Origin of the sequence: Mesorhizobium sp. M6A.T.Ce.TU.002.03.1.1 (genome assembly GCF_003997275.1) — a bacterium.
Lineage (GTDB): Bacteria > Pseudomonadota > Alphaproteobacteria > Rhizobiales > Rhizobiaceae > Mesorhizobium > Mesorhizobium mediterraneum.
Map to the genome: position 1 here is coordinate 1 of NZ_RZTI01000039.1, position 18,562 is coordinate 18,562.

At 62.5% G+C, this 18,562-nt stretch carries 18 protein-coding genes; 5 read left to right on the top strand and 13 right to left on the bottom strand.

Going from position 1 to position 18,562, the window contains the following annotated elements; translation table 11 throughout:
* Nucleotides 1-920 (bottom strand): NAD(P)-dependent oxidoreductase (locus EOC93_RS14340; RefSeq protein ID WP_245461460.1); only part of this gene is annotated, 920 nt, incomplete at its 3' end.
* Nucleotides 921-1,360: 440 nt separating this feature from the next.
* Here EOC93_RS14340 and EOC93_RS14345 point away from each other — a divergent pair.
* Entirely contained in the window at nt 1,361-1,810 is a 450-nt protein-coding gene (locus EOC93_RS14345) for a host attachment family protein (RefSeq protein ID WP_095488474.1), read from the top strand.
* 202 nt (nt 1,811-2,012) lie between these two features.
* Nucleotides 2,013-3,791: a YbaL family putative K(+) efflux transporter gene (ybaL, locus tag EOC93_RS14350; protein WP_127204933.1), complete on the top strand. Its 1,779-nt coding sequence runs from the start codon at nt 2,013-2,015 to the stop codon at nt 3,789-3,791.
* Between the two features lie 89 nt (nt 3,792-3,880).
* Here the strand turns inward: ybaL and EOC93_RS14355 are convergent, their stop codons facing one another.
* On the bottom strand, nt 3,881-4,690 hold the full coding sequence (locus EOC93_RS14355) for a helix-turn-helix transcriptional regulator (RefSeq protein ID WP_127204934.1): 810 nt from the start codon (nt 4,688-4,690) through the stop codon (nt 3,881-3,883).
* 243 nt (nt 4,691-4,933) lie between these two features.
* On the opposite strand from EOC93_RS14355, the gene EOC93_RS14360 reads away from it, so the two are divergent.
* Nucleotides 4,934-5,854, top strand: coding sequence for a zinc-binding dehydrogenase (locus tag EOC93_RS14360; protein ID WP_127204935.1), 921 nt, complete (start codon nt 4,934-4,936; stop codon nt 5,852-5,854).
* A gap of 20 nt (nt 5,855-5,874) precedes the next feature.
* Here the strand turns inward: EOC93_RS14360 and EOC93_RS14365 are convergent, their stop codons facing one another.
* The 9 genes from EOC93_RS14365 to EOC93_RS14405 all read right to left on the bottom strand — a co-directional run bounded on the left by EOC93_RS14365 (nt 5,875) and on the right by EOC93_RS14405 (nt 14,067).
* Entirely contained in the window at nt 5,875-6,627 is a 753-nt protein-coding gene (locus EOC93_RS14365; RefSeq protein ID WP_023675240.1) for an SDR family oxidoreductase, read from the bottom strand.
* Nucleotides 6,628-6,730: 103 nt separating this feature from the next.
* On the bottom strand, nt 6,731-8,986 hold the full coding sequence (locus EOC93_RS14370; protein WP_127204936.1) for a transglycosylase domain-containing protein: 2,256 nt from the start codon (nt 8,984-8,986) through the stop codon (nt 6,731-6,733).
* 461 nt (nt 8,987-9,447) lie between these two features.
* Entirely contained in the window at nt 9,448-9,837 is a 390-nt protein-coding gene (locus EOC93_RS14375; protein ID WP_127204937.1) for a hypothetical protein, read from the bottom strand.
* Between the two features lie 198 nt (nt 9,838-10,035).
* The gene (locus EOC93_RS14380) at nt 10,036-10,806 is read right to left on the bottom strand and encodes a lactonase family protein (protein WP_245330009.1); all 771 of its coding nucleotides are present in this window, start codon (nt 10,804-10,806) and stop codon (nt 10,036-10,038) included.
* Between the two features lie 303 nt (nt 10,807-11,109).
* Nucleotides 11,110-11,256, bottom strand: a complete 147-nt coding sequence (locus tag EOC93_RS14385; protein ID WP_127204938.1) for a hypothetical protein — start codon at nt 11,254-11,256, stop codon at nt 11,110-11,112.
* Nucleotides 11,257-11,281: 25 nt separating this feature from the next.
* Complete coding sequence (locus EOC93_RS14390; RefSeq protein WP_127204939.1) at nt 11,282-11,536, bottom strand: GlsB/YeaQ/YmgE family stress response membrane protein; 255 nt, start codon at nt 11,534-11,536, stop codon at nt 11,282-11,284.
* A gap of 105 nt (nt 11,537-11,641) precedes the next feature.
* Nucleotides 11,642-11,890, bottom strand: coding sequence for a hypothetical protein (locus tag EOC93_RS14395; protein ID WP_127204940.1), 249 nt, complete (start codon nt 11,888-11,890; stop codon nt 11,642-11,644).
* 52 nt (nt 11,891-11,942) lie between these two features.
* A complete protein-coding gene (locus EOC93_RS14400) occupies nt 11,943-12,563 on the bottom strand; it encodes a ribonuclease D (protein ID WP_095488337.1) in 621 nt (206 codons plus the stop codon).
* Nucleotides 12,564-12,681: 118 nt separating this feature from the next.
* A complete protein-coding gene (locus EOC93_RS14405) occupies nt 12,682-14,067 on the bottom strand; it encodes a M20/M25/M40 family metallo-hydrolase (protein ID WP_127204941.1) in 1,386 nt (461 codons plus the stop codon).
* A gap of 403 nt (nt 14,068-14,470) precedes the next feature.
* On the opposite strand from EOC93_RS14405, the gene polA reads away from it, so the two are divergent.
* Together polA and EOC93_RS14415 are read left to right on the top strand one after the other, a co-directional pair.
* Nucleotides 14,471-17,437, top strand: a complete 2,967-nt coding sequence (polA, locus tag EOC93_RS14410) for a DNA polymerase I (protein ID WP_127204942.1) — start codon at nt 14,471-14,473, stop codon at nt 17,435-17,437.
* Nucleotides 17,438-17,444: 7 nt separating this feature from the next.
* Nucleotides 17,445-17,933, top strand: coding sequence for a macro domain-containing protein (locus EOC93_RS14415; RefSeq protein ID WP_127204943.1), 489 nt, complete (start codon nt 17,445-17,447; stop codon nt 17,931-17,933).
* 7 nt (nt 17,934-17,940) lie between these two features.
* On the opposite strand, the gene EOC93_RS14420 is transcribed toward EOC93_RS14415, so the two are convergent.
* Together EOC93_RS14420 and EOC93_RS34440 are read right to left on the bottom strand one after the other, a co-directional pair.
* A complete protein-coding gene (locus EOC93_RS14420; protein WP_127204944.1) occupies nt 17,941-18,345 on the bottom strand; it encodes a Fur family transcriptional regulator in 405 nt (134 codons plus the stop codon).
* 35 nt (nt 18,346-18,380) lie between these two features.
* Nucleotides 18,381-18,562, bottom strand: a 182-nt coding sequence (locus tag EOC93_RS34440) for a hypothetical protein (RefSeq protein WP_206532238.1), incomplete at its 5' end; no start/stop codon positions are given.

The window sequence follows — 18,562 nt, forward strand, 5'->3', positions numbered from 1 at the left end:
AACGCAAGGGCTGCCACACCAAGAGCCAGGCCGAGCTCGATCAGCAGCGCGTTGATCTCGGCCTGGCTCTTGGTGTGGCAGCCCTTGCGTTTGCCTACCGGCAGGCGCTCGGCGTCGCGGCGGCCCATGGCGACGATCGCCTCCGGCACCAGCGCATCATGGACGATGACGTCGGCTTCCATCAGCAGGCGGTGAGCGCGCAGCGTCAGCAGGTCTTCGGCGCCCGGACCAGCCCCCACCAAGGCAACATGGCCCGATGCCGGCGCATTCGAAAGCAACAGATCGACGGCGGCATCATGCGCCTGCGAAAGCTGGCCGGCCGCCATGGCGCGGGCCGGCGAGCCGCCGAAAAAGTCGCTCCAGAAGCGGCGGCGGGCATTGCCTTTCGGCAGCAATCTCTCGGCGGTGCCGCGCAACGAGGCAGCAAGCGAAGCAAGCGGCCCGAGCGACGGCGACAGCATGCGGTCGATGCGGCTGCGCAGCATTTGGGCAAGCACCGGGCCAGCCCCTTCCGTGCCGATGGCAATGGCGACAGGCGCGCGGTTGACCAGCGCCGGGGTGAAGAAATCGCACAGCTCCGGCCGGTCGACGGCATTGACCGGAATGCCCAGCCGGCGCGCATCCTCGGCAACGCGACGGTCGAGCGCCTCATTGCCGCTGGCGGCAAACACCATCACCGCGCCTTCGAGATGCGCGGCATCATAGGCAGCAGCGATGTGTATGGCGGCGCCATTCGTGGCGATGAAGGCCAGCAACTCAGGCTCGGCGGCATCGCTGACGATGCGCAGCACCGCGCTCGACTGGCCGATCAGCCGCGCCTTGGCCAGAGCCTCCTCGCCGCCGCCGACGATGGCCACGGCTTCGCCCTCGACCCGCATGAAGATGGGAAAGGCGTTGAGCTTGGGTGTGGCCTGCGGCATGGCGAGTGGAATCCTGAATACGCTGTCAGTTCTACGCGCGGGAGCGAAAAAGCAGAAGGAAAGCACTCGCGCATCGCTTCGTGCGAAGCAATCGCTTTTCTGCAAGCACCAAAGGCAGGAGAAAAAAATTCCACACCCACGAATGGAGCGGATCCAAGCCGCTGTTGCGGGCCTTGATCTGCGGCCGTTCTAGCGGCAAGCGAGGTGTATCGCAAAACAATTTTTTCTAAATTCTACCAATCTAGTAGATTAAAGCCGACACGCGCAGAACACCGTCATCCTCGTTGGTCGGTTTGCTCGCTCGCTGTTCTTATCGTCATCGGAACATTCCTGCCTCGACGCGCGTTTGCCCTGCGAATCCGAGCCTGGCTGTTCAGCTGCGGCAATGGCTCCAGAGAAGGGCCTAGAAAACCATGAAAAACAGGAAAAAGGAGCGCTCCGTGAACAACCTCAAGCTGAAACGCGGACTGTGGATCGTGGTGGCCGACGGCGAGAAGGCGCTGTTCCTCGAGAACCGTGGCGACACCCAATATCCCGACCTCCAGGTCGTGCAGGAGATGGAGCAGGCAAATCCGGCGACGCGAGAGCAGGGTTCGGACCGCCCCGGCCGCTACAGCGACGGCCCTTCCGTCCACCGCAGCGCAGTCGAGGACACTGACTGGCATCGCCTCGGCAAGGAGCGTTTCGCCGACGAAATTGCCGAGCGGCTGTACAAGCTTGCGCACCGCGGCGCCTTCAAGGAAATGGTGCTGATCGCACCGCCGCAGGTGCTGGGCGACATGCGCCGAAAACTGCACAAGGAAGTTGCCGAGAAGATCACAGTGGAAATTCCGAAGACGCTGACCAACCACACCATCGTCGACATCGAGAACCTGCTGCAGGCGGCCTGATCGCTGGCATCAGGCGCGCAAGCCGCTTATTTTGCAGCACGTTGCCAGCCTCGAGGCGGCTTGCCTTCTGCCATCCTTGTCATCGATTTCATGGCATTGTGGGTTGCCTCGCGGCCACCCAAGCCCCCATATTGCCAAAGCGGCGGCTTTTTTTGGCGACGCATATCCGACATCGTGATTTTTGAAAGGCGCTCCATAGACCATGCCGCATGACACGCCCCTTATCGCCACCATCGTCGCCGGTCTGGGGCTGGCTTTCGTCTTCGGCGCAATCGCCAATCGCTTCCGCATCCCACCGCTGGTCGGTTACCTCATCGCCGGCGTTCTGGTCGGGCCGAACACGCCGGGCTTCGTCGCCGACGCCGGCCTCGCCAATGAACTCGCCGAAATCGGCGTGATCCTGTTGATGTTCGGCGTCGGCCTGCATTTCTCGTTGAAGGATTTGTTGTCGGTCCGCGCCATCGCCGTGCCCGGCGCCATCGTGCAGATCGGCTTCGCGACAGCGCTTGGCGCCGGTCTTGCCTGGCTGCTCGGCTGGTCGATCGGCGCTGGGCTGGTATTCGGCTTGGCTTTGTCGGTCGCCTCGACGGTGGTGCTGTTGCGTGCCTTGCAGGAACGGCGGCTGATCGAGACGGAGCGCGGCCGCATCGCCGTCGGCTGGCTGATCGTCGAGGACCTGGCGATGGTGCTGGCGTTGGTGCTCTTGCCGGCGTTGGCTGGCGTGCTGGGCGGCCAGCAGCAAGTGGAGGCCCATAGCAGCCTGCTGTCGCTGCCGGCCAGCTACGGCATCTGGGGCGTCGTTGGGGTCACGCTGGCCAAGGTCGCGGCCTTTGTCGTCGTTATGCTGGTGGTCGGCCGCCGGGTCATCCCCTGGATCCTGCACTACGTCGCCCATACCGGGTCGCGTGAATTGTTCCGGCTGGCGGTGCTTGCCATCGCGCTCGGCGTCGCCTTTGGCGCGGCCAAGCTATTCGGCGTCTCGCTGGCGCTGGGCGCTTTCTTCGCTGGCATGATCATGAGTGAATCCGAACTCAGCCATCGGGCGGCCGAGGAATCGCTGCCGCTGCGCGACGCTTTTTCCGTGCTGTTCTTCGTTTCGGTCGGCATGCTGTTCGACCCGTTCAGCCTGATCAGCAATGGCTGGCCGGTCCTGGCGACACTGGCCATCATCGTCATCGGCAAATCGCTGGCGGCCTTCGTCATCGTCGTCGCCTTCCGCTATCCGATACCGACCGCGCTGATGATTTCGGCAAGCCTTGCCCAGATCGGCGAATTCTCGTTCATCCTGGCCGAGCTTGGCGTCGGGCTGAAGCTGCTGCCCGAACAAGGACGCGACCTCATCCTCGCCGGCGCTATCCTGTCGATCGTTCTCAACCCGCTGATGTTCCTTGCCATCGACTGGATGAAACCATGGCTGGAAAGGCGCGCCGGCAAGACGGCGCCGCTCGACGAGGCAAAGCCGATTGGCCCCGCGACGGAGCCAGGCCAGTTGGCTTCGGTTGCGGCACCGGTGAAAGAGGACGGGCCGCCGCCCAGGACAGCGCTTACCGGCCATTCAATCCTGGTCGGCTACGGCCGTGTCGGCAGCCTCGTCGGCGCATCATTGAAGGAGGCCGCCCTGCCCTTCCTCGTCATCGAGGATGCCGACAAGACGCTGGCGAAGCTCAGGGACGACGGCATCGAAACCGTGTCCGGGAACGCCGCGAACAGCGAGGTGTTCGCCGCTGCCAATCCCGATGGCGCGAAGCGGCTTATCCTCGCCGTCCCCAATGCCTTCGAGGCGGGACAGATCGTGCTGCGCGCACGCGCCGCCAACCCGAAGATCAACGTCATCGCCCGCGCCCACTCCGATGCCGAGGTCGAGCATCTCAAAGGGCTCGGCGCCGACACGGTGATCATGGGCGAGCGCGAAATCGCCCGTGGTATCGTCGAAGTGGTGCTTGGTCACAAGCCAGAGGCGGCTGAACCGTCCGCTGCCTGAGCCGATCCTGCACGATCATGCGTACTGGTCGCCACTGGCCGATGGCCGGCGGAAGATCGCACAGTCGATCTCCGCCCGCAGCGAGTTGATCACGCCACGAATGCAGAGCCACCATTTTGAGTGATACTGCCGAGGTATTTTGCCGGCGGCTTCCCAAGCGCCTTCTTGAACATGGTGATGAAGGCCGTGACGGAACCATAGCCGAGATCACCCGAGACCTGCTGGACGCTGGCACCGGAGGCCAGTTCTCGAATTGCGACGATCAAGTGCAATTGCTGGCGCCAGCGCCCGAAGCTCAGCCCTGTCTCCTTAACCACGAGGCGAGCGAGACTGCTCTCGCTGAGCGCGACGCGGTTGGCCCATTCCGCCAATGTGCTACGGTCGGCAGGGTCTTGCGCCAACGCTTCGGCGATCCTCCTCAAGCGTGGCTCGGATGAAATCGGCAGATGCAGCCGCTGGACAGGCATACGCGGCAATTCGGTCAGCAGGGTCTTGGTCAAAAGCTCATCCCTCGCGTGGTCGTCCTGCACGCCATCAGACAGCTCGATGATCAGTTCGCGGAGCAGCGGCGAGATCGAAAGGGTGCAGCACCGGTCCGGCAGATCGGCGGCTTCCGGCTCAACGTACACGAAAAAAATCAGGGCGTTGGCCGTCGCAACATTGCTGTGCTCCATGTCGCCGGGAATCCAGACCCCGCAATGAGGCGGGACCATCCATAGGCCGCTTGGAACGTGGCATGTGACGCCGCCTCCGAGCGCGAAGACGAGTTGGCCTTTGCGGTGCCGATGGACTGGCACCTCCGCTCTGGTTTCGGTGACGTCAACGCGCACCGCAATTGCCGGCGCGAGCACATCATCCACATCGAGATCGGGCCAGGGCCAGCGAAGAGGCTGTCTCATGATTGACGGCTTTTAGCGATTAAACGCCGTGATAGCTAAATTCTTTAACCGGGAAAGTCGATAGGCTTCGGTTTGCGCCCCCCGGTCAAAAATATGGCAGGCAGCAGTTGATCGCGTTGACGCTGCGCGCGCGCCCATCGCCGGCATGACTTGCGATCTCGATGAGTATTCTGAGTGGGCCAGCTTGCCGTGCTTTCCAGGAGGAAGCTGGCGTCCACAAACCAGTAAGAAGGTACGATCCCCATGCTCGCCCTAGTCACGTCTCCCGACAGCGCCACCGGGCTGAGGTTCGCCGAGTCCGAGGAACCTCAGCCCCTCGCGAACGAGGCGCTTGTCTCGGTCCACGCAACCTCGTTGAACCGCGGCGAGCTGCGCCTGCTCACCATACGTCCGAACGGCTGGATACCCGGCCAGGACATCGTTGGGGTTGTCGAACGGGCAGCAGCCGATGGCTCCGGGCCAGCCGTGGGCAACCGGGTTGCGGCTTTGGTCGACCAGGCCGGCTGGGCCGAACGTGTTGCCGTTTCAACCGATCGTCTCGCCGTCCTGCCGGATGGAGTCAGCTTCGTTTCCGCAGCCACGCTTCCGGTCGCGGGCACGACGGCGCTAAGGACATTGCGCCATGGCGGCGACCTGGCCGGCCAGCAGATCCTGATCACCGGCGCAAGCGGCGCGGTCGGTCGTTTCCAGATCCAGATCGCCCGCCAGGAGGGCGCGTCTGTGACCGCGATCGCCGCCGCCCGGCATGCCGACGATCTCCGCGGCCTTGGAGCCGAGCAAGTTGTCGAGTCGATCGAATTGGCTGAGGGGCCGTTTTCGCTGATCACTGAGTCAGTCGGCGGTGAAAGCCTCGCACACGCGATCGAACGTGTCACACCTGGCGGGATCATCGTCATGTTCGGTTCGAGCAGTGGCGAACTCACATCAGTTGGATTCCGTCAGTTCGTTCCGGGTCACGAGGGGGCGAGGCTTCAGACTTTCGCGTACTACGCCTCTGGCCCGGGCATTGGCGCGGACATCGCCTCGCTGCTCGCTCTGGTCGCGGCTGGCCGGCTAGAAACCCGCGTGGCCTTGACCGTGCAGTGGACAGACATCGCCCAAACCCTGGACGCACTGCGACGGCGCAGCATTAGCGGCAAGGCTGTTCTCACCATAACCGGATGAGCAGTCCTTAGCCTCAAGTCTCACACGTGCTGGCCGCCATTGATGTGGATTTCCGAGCCCGTCACATAGGAAGCCTGCTGCGAGCACAGGAAGAAGATGATGTCGGCGACTTCTGCCGTGGTGCCCAGCCGCCGCAGCGGAATCGTCTCGACGATCTTTTCGGTGCCCGGCGACAGGATCGCCGTGTCGATCTCGCCGGGTGCAATGGCGTTGACGCGGATGCCGTGCGGGCCGAAATCATGCGCCATTTCGCGCGTCAGCGAGCCGAGCGCCGCCTTCGACGTCGCATAGGCGGTGCCGGCGAAGGGGTGCACGCGGGTGCCGGCGATCGAGGTGACGTTGACGATCGAGCCTTTGGCCGACGCCAACTCCTTAAACAATCCTCGCGCCAGCATGATCGGCGCGAAGAAATTGACCTGGAATACGTCGCGCCAGACATGCATCGGCGTGTCGATCGAATTCATGCGGCTGTTGCCGTCCTTGAGCTTCGGCGAGATGCCGGCATTGTTGACCAACGCATGAAGCTGGCCGCCATGCGCCTCCAGCCGATGGCGGATTTCCGAGATCGCGATGCCGACATCCTCCTGGTCGGCGAGATCGACCTTGATGTGGTCTTCCGGACCGGCCGGCCACGGGCAGTCCTCGGCAAAGGCCTGGCGCGAGCAGGTGATGACGCGCCAGCCTTCGCGCGAAAAGCGCTTGACCGTCGCATGGCCGATGCCGCGGCTGGCGCCGGTCAGCACGATTGTCTTTCTGGTGTCGGTTTCGGCCATTCGCGATCTCTCTAGGGCGACGTGCGTCCCTTTGGACGCACAAAGTACGCTCTAGCACTTTTAACCCGGAGATGTAGCGGAACACGGCAGCGATGACGAGGGGTCAGCCGCCGGTGAGGATGTCGAGGATCGAGGTCTGCCGCTTCTTGACCGGGCCGCCGACATCGCCCGGCGGCACCGGGCGCTTGATCGATGCGGTGGCGCTGTCACCGCCCGGGATGCCGAAGCCGCCGCCATCGATCGTTTCGGCGGGACGCACAGCGCGAGGCGATGACGCTTTTTGGGCGGACGGCGCGGATTGGCCAACCGAAGCGGACGGCACCGGCGCCGGTTGCGCCGTGTTGGACGGTATTTCGTCCTGCACGATCGTATCCGCAGGCGTCGACCGCCAAGTTCCAGGCAGCGGCCGCACCGGCACGCCTTCATGCGCGGCGACCATGAACTCATGCCAGGCCTGCGCCGGCAGCGCGCCGCCGGTGACCTTCTTCATCGGGCTGCCATCGTCATTGCCGAACCAGACGCCGGTGGTGAGATTGGCGGTATAGCCGATGAACCAGGCATCGCGCGAATTCTGGCTGGTGCCGGTCTTGCCGGCTGCCGGCCAGGCAAAGGCCGCCTTCCTGGCAGTGCCGATTTCGACCGTGCCGGTCATCATCGAGTTCATCATACCGACGATCTCGGGCTTGACGACGCGCGGGGCGCCGCCGCCATTGTTGTCGTAGAGCACCTTGCCGCCGGTTGTCGTCACGCGGCGGATGAAATGGACCTCCGGTCGGTAGCCGCCATTGGCGAAGGGGACATAGGCCGACGTCAATTCCAGCGGCGTCACTTCAGATGTGCCGAGCGCGATCGAGGTGTTGGCCGTGAGGTCGGACTGGATGCCCATGCGATGCGCCGCCTCGACCACGGCGTCAGGTCCGACTTCCATGGTCAGCTGTGCGGCCACCGAGTTCAGCGACTTCGCCAGCGCCGTCGCCAGCGTCACCTTGCCGAAATACTTGCCGCCGTAATTGGTTGGCGTCCATTTGCCTATTCTGATCGGCGCGTCATTGCGCACGCTGTCGGGCGTGCGGCCGGCCTCCAGTGCCGCCATGTAAACAAAGGGCTTGAACGCTGAGCCCGGCTGGCGGCGCGCCTCCGAGGCGCGATCGAACTGGCTGGTCGAATAATCATAGCCGCCGACCATGGCACGCACCGCGCCGGAATTGTCGATCGACACCAGCACACCCTGGCTGGCATTGAGCTTCTTGCCGCTCCCATCGATCAGCCGGCGGATCGATTGTTCGGCGAGCTTCTGCAGCGTGAGGTCGACGGTGGTGTCGACGATGATGTCGCTGCGCACATCGCCGATCAGGTCGGGCAGTTCTTCCACGATTGTGTCGGCGACATAGTTTTCCGAGCCCGTCCAGTAGGATGCCACCCGCGTCGCCGGTGCGCTCATCGCCGTGGTCAGTTCCTTGGCGCTGATCTTGCCTTCGTCGCGCATGGCGGCAAGAACGAGCTGCGAGCGCTGCTCGGCCGCCTTCGGGTCACGCGCCGGAGACAGTCGCGACGGCGCTTTCAACAGGCCAGCGAGGAGTGCGGCCTCGGGCAGCGTGACATCGCGCGCGCTCTTGCCGAAATAGCGGCGCGAGGCCGCTTCGACACCATAGGCGCCGGAGCCGAAATAGACCCGGTTGAGATACATTTCGAGGATCTGGTCCTTGGTGTGCTTGTGCTCGAGCCACAGCGCCAAAAGCACTTCCTGGACCTTGCGTTCCAGCGTGCGATCGGGTGTCAGGAACAGGTTCTTCGCCAATTGCTGGGTCAGCGTCGAGCCGCCCTGCGAAAAACGTCCGCCGACAACGTTGGCCACCATGGCTCTGGACAGACCGATCGGATCGATGCCCAAATGCGAATAGAAGCGGCGATCTTCGATGGCAATGACAGCCTCGGGGATATAGGCCGACATTTCGTGCAGGCCGACGGCTTCGCCGCCGCTCATGCCGCGATTGGCGAGCAGGTTTCCGTCGACGGAGACGATCCTGATATTGGGCGCGCGGTCGGGAATGGCCCAGGTGGTGGCCGCCGGCATTTTCGCACCGTAATAGACGACGATGCCGGCAGTGGCGATGCCGCCCCAGATGGCCAGCACGAAGCACCAGTAGAACAACCGGCCGAGCACGCCGAACAGGCCGCGCCGGCTTTTGCCGCGTCCGCGGCGCGACGGTTTTGTCTTGGCCGATTGGCGTTTTGCAGAGGTTTTCCGGTTGCTCGGCACGACGCGATCCTCCTCGCTCACCGAAAAACCGGTCGAGGATTTCGCCGGTGGCGGTCCCTCGAAGCTGGGTTCGATGCGGCTGTCTCTGCGGTTCGCCATGCGCTGTGCTGTCTGTCCCGATGCCTATCGCATCGGCCCGAAAATCGGAATCGATTTCGGAAAGCACGATGCGAAGCTTCAAAGTCTTAGAGCGCATTCTGTGCGTCCGAACGGATGCACGTCGCTCCATGGCGTCCGGGGTGGAGAGTAGATGCGGCGATTTAAGGGCGGGTTAAATGGTTCAAAGTTAATTCAATGCGTTACGACACGTCACCGCTGCGTTCCTTGCTTTCGGCGGTCTTGGAAAAATGGCGTCCTGGCGAGACGGCGGCGCCTTCTCGCATTCGGCATCAACTGCTCAGCGGCCGTCGTTCGGCGCGAACCGCCCATAGCAAGGTAGCCGTAATCTATGCTCCATTAGAGCGCGACCGGTAAAGTGGGTTTACATTCGATCGCGCTCTAAACAATTGAATCTGCATATGACTTGTCACCAAAGTCATTCACCTTTGGTGGATCATGCGTTAGTCGATCGCATCACGAACGCAAAGCGCTGCCCGGGATGATTGCATCGTCTCGCCCACATGGCAGTAGCAGACGATTTCGTGGAGTTGATCGTCGGTCAGTTCGAAGAAACGCTTTGCTTCGCCATAAGTGTCGTCTTTCAACCCCTCATCGCGCAGAATCGGATCGTCGAAGGCAACTGATATTGGCGAGCCTTCGCCACGCATTACGTCGCGTTCGGGCGACGAACGATATTCGGTCCCGGTAAGTGCGGTAAGGAGCCGATTGGGCTGCCGTTCGAGAAGTCTTGACCAACGTTCGAGACGCTGGGTTCGGTCCATTCCAGGAGGTGTTGGGTCTCTGTGTACCTTTGCCACCGTATGCAGTTGGTCCAGTGTTTGGTGCCTCATGGCAACCTCCTAAAAGTAGGTGGGTTGGCCCCAAAACTCCCTGTGCCAAGATCATACCGCGGATGTGTCGATACGTCACTCTCATTCGATATTCGGCCTGGCTTTTCTCTCCGGGCGCATCGAAGGATGGAGCGGCCCTGCCTTGGCGTCAATTTTTGGTCTCGTCGGCAATAGCGGCAACAAAACCAATGACTTGCATTAACTGGGCTCAAACTTCGGTGGTCGACCGGTTATCGATGTCAGCGAGAAGAAGGCCAGCGTCTGCTCTTCGCAGGTCACCGCCACAACGCTGTTCGAGCGATCGATGTCGAGACCCTTCGGGCCGCCTTCTTCGACACTGGCCCTGCCGCGCCCGAAAGTCTCGTCGTCAAGGACGGCAACAGAGCGGGAGGGCGTGCGGCTGCCGCTCCAGCCCGCGTCGCGATCGTACACGTGAAGCAGTGGGCTGCCTGCATCGGCGACAAGGATCTGCCGGTCATCGCCCGTAAAACGCAGGCCATGCGGGTAATTGGCGTTCTGCAGGATTCCGGCGGGTTCGGTATCCGGCCCCAGCCGCGCGGACATGTTGTAGAGCTTCACATCGTTGGTGCCGTGGCTGCTGACGGCGATCCATTGGCCATCATGACTGAGCGCAATGCCATCGGGTATGCTCAGGCCGCGCTTCAGAAGCGCCTGGTTCTTCCACGCGCGGTAGCCCCACCGGTCGACGACATGCCGCGTGACCCGGTCCCTGTAATTGTTGCAGACCAGGAGGCTGACTCGGCCACGCGACTCATGCCTGGCCGCGACCGACCCTGGCGTTTTCAGCTTGCAAAACAGCCCGCCCGTGATCTCGCGAATGGGTACAATGTCGCACTGGCGGCCGGCCGGCTCTCCCGAGGGCAAGGCAAATATCGCAACCAGCCCATCACGATTGGCAATCACCAGGGTTCGGTCATCGATGAAATCGAGACCGTGGACCTCGCCCATGCTTTCCGACGTCAGCTCCATGAAATCATGGACGGTGACTCGTGGGCCGCTCGGCGCCGCTTCGACGTCGACCCGCAGGATCAGACAGCGCTCTCGCGTGTATCCAGCAATTGCCAGCAATCGATTGTCCGGCGAAAAGCGCAGGTCTTCCGTGCGTCCGATGGTCGAGAGCGCGGCTCGTACAGAATCGCTGGCTTTGAAGTCGATTCGGGATATCACCTGAGAGCCTGGCCTGAAGGGCGAGAACGACGGACAGGATGGGGTAATGTCATCGGCACCCTTGCGCGGCAGAACCCGGCGCGCTCAGTTCTGCAGGATCGAAATACCTTTATCGTCGATCTTAAGCTCAACGCCCTTCGGCCTGGTTTGCTCGCGATAGACATAGATGCCGAGCGCGATGACCACGACGACGAGAGCGCCGATAATGAGATAGAGCGTGTTCTGTTTCATGGCGCCCTTGATGTCTTTCGAAGGATCAGGCCTGCTTCACCAGCTTGATCAGCACGAGCAGGATGACCGCGCCGATCGTGGCGTGGACGATGGAGGCAAATATGCCGCCGCCTATCGCGAATCCCAGCCTTGGGAAGAGCCAGCCAGCGATAAAGGCACCGACAATGCCGACGACGATATTGCCGACCAGGCCGAGGCCGAAACCCTTGACGATCAGGCCGGCGAGCCAGCCGGCGATCGCACCGATGATGATGAAGACAAGCAGGCTCTCAGTGCCCATTGCAGATCCCTCCTGAGCGAACGGTCGCGGAGCAGCAAGCTCCGAATCGACCCCCGATTGCAACAGGCCCAAACTATTGGAAAGGAGACGGCCCCGCCAGCGGCGTCATTCGTCGTCGTCATCCCCCGATGCAGGCCGCCAGCTGATCGGCTCGATCTTCTTTTGCGTATGACCGTCCGTATAGGCCCACCAGCCGGTGTCGTTCTCGTCCCAGTCGCCGCCGGCCGCTTTCAGCCGGTCGAGCGACCGGTACTGCGCGATGGATTCGTTCATCACGCCGTCGCTGTCCTTCCAGTAGACGGTGACCTTGGAACCATCCTTGGGTGCCGTTTCGATTGGTTTCCGGGCAGCCATTTCATCCCCTCCGTGGACCGACAGAACGTCGCGGCGAACATCTGGTTCCACCTTAGCTGTGGGCGAAGATGTCTGCCTCATCCCAGCCCATCAGGTCGAGTTTCGCACGCGTCGGCAGGAAGCGGAAGCAGGCCTCGGCCTCCTTGGTCCGGTTGTCGCGCGCCAGCCGGGCCGTCAGCACATCGCGCAGCTGGTGCAGATAGAGCACGTCGGAGGCTGCGTATTCGAGTTGTTCGGGAGACAGCGTCTCCGCCGCCCAGTCCGACGATTGCTGCGCCTTCGACAGGCTGACGCCGAGAAGCTCAAAGCAGATGTCCTTCAGCCCGTGCCGGTCGGTGTAGGTTCGGGTAAGCCGCGAGGCGATCTTGGTGCAGAACACCGGCTCCGGCATGACGCCGAAGGCATTATAGAGCACGGCGAGATCGAAACGGCCGAAATGGAAGAGCTTGGTTATGCTGCGGTTCCTGAGCAGGCTGACGAGGTTTGGCGCCTTCTTCTGGCCGGGCGCGATCTGGATGACGTCGGCGGAACCGTCGCCCGGCGAGATCTGAACCACGCAAAGCCGGTCGCGATGCGGATTGAGCCCCAGCGTCTCCGTGTCGATTGCGACCGACCCGACGTCGTAGTGCAAGAGCCCGGGCAGGTCGTTCTTATGGAAGCGGATATCGCTCATCGTATTCTCCGGTCGCAGCCCGTGCGGTGATTTGTGCACCCAACCGGACGCACGTCGCTCTAGCCCGTCCTCGCCGCGATCCGATGAAAAATCAACAGAAAGTTGAATTCTTGCCCTGTCAGCGTGTCAGCGCATCGAGAATGCGTGCCCAGGAGCGTTGTCCCTTGTGGAAGGAACTCATCTCGTACTTCTCGTTCGGCGAATGGATGCGGTCATCGTCGAGCCCGAAACCGACCAGCAAGGATTCGATGCCGAGATAGGTCTGGAAATCGCCGACCACCGGGATCGAGCCGCCGCTTCCCGTCGTCACCGCCGGCTTCGGCCACTCGTCGGACAGCGCGTCCTTGGCCTTGGCGAGAAACGGCGAGTCGTAGGAAAGCTGGATCGCCGGCGAGCCGCCATGTGGGTGGAAATCGACTGAGCAGTCGGCCGGGATGCGCTCCCTCACGAAGGCCTGGAAAGCGGCGCGGATCCTTTCCGGGTCTTGCTTGTGGACGAGGCGGAAGGACACTTTTGCCGAGGCTTCCGCTGCGATCACTGTCTTGAACCCCTTGCCGGTATAGCCGCCGGTAATGCCGTTGAACTCGGCCGTCGGTCGCGCCCAGGTGAGCTCGAGCACCGAGCGGCCCTTTTCGCCAGACGGGATCGACAGTCCGACAGGCCCAAGGAATGTCTCGGCGGTCTCGCCGAGCGTCTCCCATGACTTCAGGATCTGCGAAGGGGGCTCCTCGACACCGTTATAGAACCCCGGAATGGTGACATGGCCGTCCTTGTCGTGGATGTCGGCCAGGATCCTGGCCAGGATGCGAATTGGATTGGCGGCAGCACCGCCATAGAGACCGGAATGCAAGTCGCGGTCGGCGGCTTTCACCGTGATCTCCTCGCCGACCAGCCCCCGCAGCGCGACGCAGATCGACGGCGTATCGCGGTCCCACATGCCGGTGTCGCAGACAAGCGCGAAGTCGGCCTTGAGTTCGGCGGCGTTTGCTTCGAGGAACGGCTTCAGCGAGGGCGAGCCGGACTCCTCCTCGCCCTCGAACAGGATCGTGATGCGGCATGGCAGCCCGCCATGCACCTGCTTCCAGGCACGGCAAGCCTCGACGAAGGTCATCAATTGCCCCTTGTCGTCGGCCGAGCCACGCCCCGTGATCACCTGGTGGCCGGGCTCGATCTCCTTCACCGAAGGCGAGAACGGGTCGCTTTCCCAGAGCTCGATCGGGTCGACCGGCTGCACGTCATAATGGCCGTAGAACAGGACATGCGGCGCGCCCGCCGGCCCGTCATGATGCGCCACCACCATCGGGTGGCCTGGCGTGTCACGCACGCTGGCATCGAACCCGATCAGCTTGAGTTCCGCCACCAGCCATTCCGCCGCCTTGCGGCAGTCGGCGGCGTAGGCCGGATCGGTGGAGATCGACTTGATCCTGAGCAGGCCGAACAGGCGCTCCAGGCTCTCGTCGAGATTTTTGTCGAGACGGTCGAGGACGGGGGAAATTGTGGACATTTTTATCAGCCTTTCGATTCTGAGCGGCAACCCTAAAGCTGCGAGGCAGAAACGAAAAGCCGGCGGTCGTTGGACCACGGGCGTCGAAAGGTAAAAAAATGCCGCCGTGGTGGAGGGGGAACCACGGCGGCCTTTACTCGAATCGATGCGGCAGCCCGGAGAGGGGGGATAGGCTGCCGCAAGTGTCCGGGATAGGCGGGGGACGGGCCTTGCTCCGGACTTCGGCGAAAAATGCCGATGGCGTTTATCTGTGTCTCCGAACGTGGCGATTCAAGGGCACGAAGATTACACTTTTGTAACATACCCGTGATCCGATCGACTTGTCAGGGATGTTGCGGGAACCGGTGGTTGAGGCCGCCTTTGGCATGGACCACGGCGCTGCGCCGCGCTATCCCTTCGTCCCATGAAAAAAGGCGATCATCTCTTCCTTGTCGACGGCTCCGGCTACATCTTCCGTGCCTATCACGCACTGCCGCCACTCACCCGCAAATCCGACGGGCTGCCGACCAGTGCCGTGCTCGGCTTCTGCAACATGGTGTGGAAGCTGACGCAGGACGCCCGCAACACCGATGTCGGCGTGGTGCCGACGCATTTCGCCGTCATCTTCGACTATTCGTCGAAAACCTTCCGCAACGATCTCTACCCCGAATACAAGGCCAACCGCTCGGCGCCGCCGGAGGATTTGATCCCGCAATTCGGCCTGATCCGCCAGGCGACCAGGGCCTTCAACCTGCCTTGCATCGAGATGGAAGGCTTCGAGGCCGACGACCTGATCGCCACCTATTGCCGGCTTGCCTGCGAAGCCGGCGCCGACACCACCATCATCTCCTCCGACAAGGACCTGATGCAGCTGGTCGGCGCAACGGTCGGCATGTACGACCCGATGAAGGACCGCCAGATCGGCATTCCCGAAGTCGTCGAGAAATGGGGCGTGCCGCCCGAAAAGATGATCGACCTGCAGGCGCTGACCGGCGATTCGGTCGACAATGTTCCGGGCGTGCCCGGCATCGGGCCGAAGACGGCGGCGCAATTGCTCGAGCAGTTCGGCGACCTCGACGGGCTGCTGGCGCGCGCCGGCGAGATCAAGCAGGACAAGCGTCGCGAATCGATCATCGCCAATGCCGACAAGGCGCGCATCTCGCGTGAACTGGTGACGCTGAAGAACGACGTGCCGGGGATCGGTGGGCTCGATGATTTCGTGTTGCACCCGCCCGACGGGCCAAAGCTGATCGGCTTCCTCAAGACGATGGAATTCTCCTCGCTGACCCGCCGCGTGGCGGAAGCGACCGGAACGGATGCGGCTGATGTCAAGGCCGTTCCCGTCATTATCGAGCGCGCCGACACCGCGCATGGTCCCGATGTCGGGTTTGGAGTGCCGGCAGCCGCCGAAAGCGCGGCAGGCGCAGTGACAGACGAAGCCGGGGAAGCGGTGCCGGCCACCGTCAAGGTGGAACCCAAGGAAGGCGACACCCCTTCGCTTCTCTCGGCGCTTCGCTTCGAGGACGCCACCGCCAGCAAGATCGACACCAGCGCCTACGTCACCATCCGCGACACAGCAGCGCTGAAGGCGTGGGTGGCCGAGGCGATGGAGACCGGCATCGTCGCCTTCGACAGCGAGACCACCTCAGCTGACCCAATGCAGGCCGAGCTGATCGGCCTCTCCATGGCCACCGCGCCCGGTCGCGCCGCCTATGTGCCGCTCGCCCACAAAAGCGGCAACGGCGACCTGCTCGGCGGCGGAGTGGTCGAAAACCAGATTCCGATCCGTGAGGCGCTTGGCATTCTGAAGCCGCTGCTGGAGGACAGGTCGGTTCTCAAGATCGTTCAGGAGCTGAAATACGACCTCGTCGTCATGAGCCGCCACGGCATCGATATCGCCCCCTTCGACGACACCATGCTGATTTCCTACGTGCTTGATGCAGGCACGTCCGGCGGCCACAGCATGGCGGCTCTCTCGGAAAAATGGCTCGGCCACTCGACCATTCCGCTCAAGGAACTGGCCGGCTCGGGAAGGAGCTTCGTCGGCTTCGACCAGGTCGATATCGACAAGGCAACGGCCTATGCCGCCGAGCACGCCGATGTGACGCTCAGGCTCTGGCGGGTGCTGAAACCACGGCTTGCCGCCAAGGGCCTCGTCTCGGTCTACGAGCGGCTGGAACGGCCGCTGGTGCCGGTGCTGGCAAGGATGGAGCAGCGCGGCATCTCCGTCGACCGGCAGATCCTGTCGCGGCTCTCCGGCGAACTGGCACAGGGCGCCGCGCGGCTAGAGGATGAAATCTACCAGCTCGTCGGCGAGCGCATCAATATCGGCTCGCCGAAACAGCTCGGCGACATCTTGTTCGGCAGGATGGGCCTGCCCGGCGGCTCCAAGACCAAGACCGGCCAGTGGTCGACCTCGGCGCAGCTCCTGGAAGACCTCGCCGCCGAAGGCCACGAGCTGCCGCGCAAGATCGTCGACTGGCGCCAGCTGACCAAACTAAAATCGACCTATACCGATGCGCTGCCCGGTTTCGTCCATCCCGATACGAAGCGCGTCCACACCTCCTACGCCCTTGCCGCGACGACAACCGGCCGGCTGTCGTCCTCCGATCCCAATTTGCAGAACATTCCGGTACGCACGGTCGAGGGGCGGAAGATCAGGACGGCTTTCATCGCCGACAAGGGCAACAAGCTGGTTTCCGCCGACTACAGCCAGATCGAGCTGCGTGTGCTCGCCCATGTCGCCGAGATCCCGCAGCTCAAGCAGGCGTTTGCCGACGGCGCCGACATCCACGCCATCACCGCGTCGGAGATGTTCAACGTGCCGGTCGAGGGCATGCCCTCGGAAATACGCCGCCGCGCCAAGGCGATCAATTTTGGCATCATCTACGGAATTTCCGCCTTTGGCCTGGCCAACCAGCTCTCGATCCCGCGCGAGGAGGCGGGCGCCTACATCAAGAAATATTTCGAGCGCTTCCCCGGCATCCGCGACTATATCGACGCAACCAAGGCCTATGCCCGCGAGCACGGCTTCGTCGAAACGATCTTCGGCCGCCGCATCCATTATCCGGAGATACGGTCGTCGAACCCTTCAATCCGTGCCTTCAACGAGCGCGCCTCGATCAACGCACGCCTGCAGGGCACCGCCGCCGACATCATCCGCCGCGCCATGATACGTATGGACGACGCGCTGGAAAAGGCGAAGCTTTCCGCCCGCATGCTGCTGCAAGTGCATGACGAGCTGGTCTTCGAGACGGTGGAAGCGGAGGTCGAGGCGACGATCCCCGTCGTGCGCCATGTGATGGAGAACGCCGCGATGCCGGCGGTCTCGATGTCGGTGCCGCTGCATGTCGACGCCCGCTCCGCCAACAATTGGGAAGAGGCGCATTGAAAGTGCGATGATCGTTTTTGTCGCTGGAGACCTGCTTGCAGCAGAGGAAAACTACATCGCCCAAGGGGTGGCAGAAGGCAATCAAGAGGGCCTTGGTACCGGACTTGCACTGAAGATTTCGAGGAAGTGGCCAAATGTGCAGGCCGCGTTCAAAAAACACGCTCGGACCGGCAAGTTTACAGGTGGTCAGCTTTGGACGTCAGAGCCAGACGGCGACCAGCCAGGATTCATCTATTTAGCAACGCAACCGGATATGTACCACGCCACGCTTCCCTACCTGCGCAAAGCAATTCGCGGGCTTGCTAAATGGGCCGACAGGAACTCGGTGGAATCCGTTGCCTTGCCGAAAATCGGCTCAGGACTTGGCAAACTATCCTGGCAGGACGAGGTAAGACCCCTGCTTGTCGAGCAGCTGGCACATCGGACCACGCGGTACGTGGTCTATGAGACTTTCTTGAACGAGTTCGAAAACGCCACAACGCCGCCGCTGAAGTAGAGGCGCCTCAAGCCGCCTTGGCCAGGCACTTCGCGCACGTCCCGCGGAACTCGATCACCGCCTTCTTGGCGGCAAAGCCGGTCGAGCGCACCCATTCGTCGAGCCGGTGTCCGACATCATGGTCGGAAAATTCGGTCACCTGCCCGCAAGTGTCGCAGATTGCAAAGGCGGTCATCGAATGGCTGTGATCGTGCGGCTCGGCGCAGGCGACAAAGGAATTGAGACTTTCGAGCCGGTGCACGAAACCGGACTTCACCAGCGTGTCGAGCGCGCGATAGACCTGCAGCGGTGCGCGGAAGCCCCGCTCGCGAAGCTGGTCGAGCAATGTATAGGCGCTGAGCGGACCGCTGGCGGCCTCGAGTTTCTCGAGCACGCACAACTGGTTTTTCGTCAGCACATCCCTTGCCGCCATGATTCTGTATCCAACCCGTTCGCGCCGCTCGCACGTCATTTCCGCATGCAAGCGGCTTCAATTCTATCCAGATAGCGACGAACGGGCGTTTTTGCTACTGTTTCTGTGCCGGCATGGTCCAGAAGTCGGCCAACTCCGGGCAGGCCAATTTCGAAGCAGACATTGGCGGGCCCGAGTAAATAAAAACGGCGGGTGGAAATTCCCCCCGCCCACTTTC

Excerpts from the sequence above, each read along its gene's own strand:
- ybaL (WP_127204933.1), top strand. The coding sequence starts at position 2,013 with ATGCCGCATGACACGCCCCTTATCGCCACCATCGTCGCCGGTCTGGGG.
- EOC93_RS14355 (WP_127204934.1), bottom strand. The coding sequence starts at position 4,690 with ATGAGACAGCCTCTTCGCTGGCCCTGGCCCGATCTCGATGTGGATGAT.
- EOC93_RS14360 (WP_127204935.1), top strand. The coding sequence starts at position 4,934 with ATGCTCGCCCTAGTCACGTCTCCCGACAGCGCCACCGGGCTGAGGTTC.
- EOC93_RS14365 (WP_023675240.1), bottom strand. The coding sequence starts at position 6,627 with ATGGCCGAAACCGACACCAGAAAGACAATCGTGCTGACCGGCGCCAGC.
- EOC93_RS14370 (WP_127204936.1), bottom strand. The coding sequence starts at position 8,986 with ATGGCGAACCGCAGAGACAGCCGCATCGAACCCAGCTTCGAGGGACCG.
- EOC93_RS14375 (WP_127204937.1), bottom strand. The coding sequence starts at position 9,837 with ATGAGGCACCAAACACTGGACCAACTGCATACGGTGGCAAAGGTACAC.
- EOC93_RS14380 (WP_245330009.1), bottom strand. The coding sequence starts at position 10,806 with ATGGGCGAGGTCCACGGTCTCGATTTCATCGATGACCGAACCCTGGTG.
- EOC93_RS14385 (WP_127204938.1), bottom strand. The coding sequence starts at position 11,256 with ATGAAACAGAACACGCTCTATCTCATTATCGGCGCTCTCGTCGTCGTG.
- EOC93_RS14390 (WP_127204939.1), bottom strand. The coding sequence starts at position 11,536 with ATGGGCACTGAGAGCCTGCTTGTCTTCATCATCATCGGTGCGATCGCC.
- EOC93_RS14395 (WP_127204940.1), bottom strand. The coding sequence starts at position 11,890 with ATGGCTGCCCGGAAACCAATCGAAACGGCACCCAAGGATGGTTCCAAG.
- EOC93_RS14400 (WP_095488337.1), bottom strand. The coding sequence starts at position 12,563 with ATGAGCGATATCCGCTTCCATAAGAACGACCTGCCCGGGCTCTTGCAC.
- EOC93_RS14405 (WP_127204941.1), bottom strand. The coding sequence starts at position 14,067 with ATGTCCACAATTTCCCCCGTCCTCGACCGTCTCGACAAAAATCTCGAC.
- polA (WP_127204942.1), top strand. The coding sequence starts at position 14,471 with ATGAAAAAAGGCGATCATCTCTTCCTTGTCGACGGCTCCGGCTACATC.
- EOC93_RS14415 (WP_127204943.1), top strand. The coding sequence starts at position 17,445 with ATGATCGTTTTTGTCGCTGGAGACCTGCTTGCAGCAGAGGAAAACTAC.
- EOC93_RS14420 (WP_127204944.1), bottom strand. The coding sequence starts at position 18,345 with ATGGCGGCAAGGGATGTGCTGACGAAAAACCAGTTGTGCGTGCTCGAG.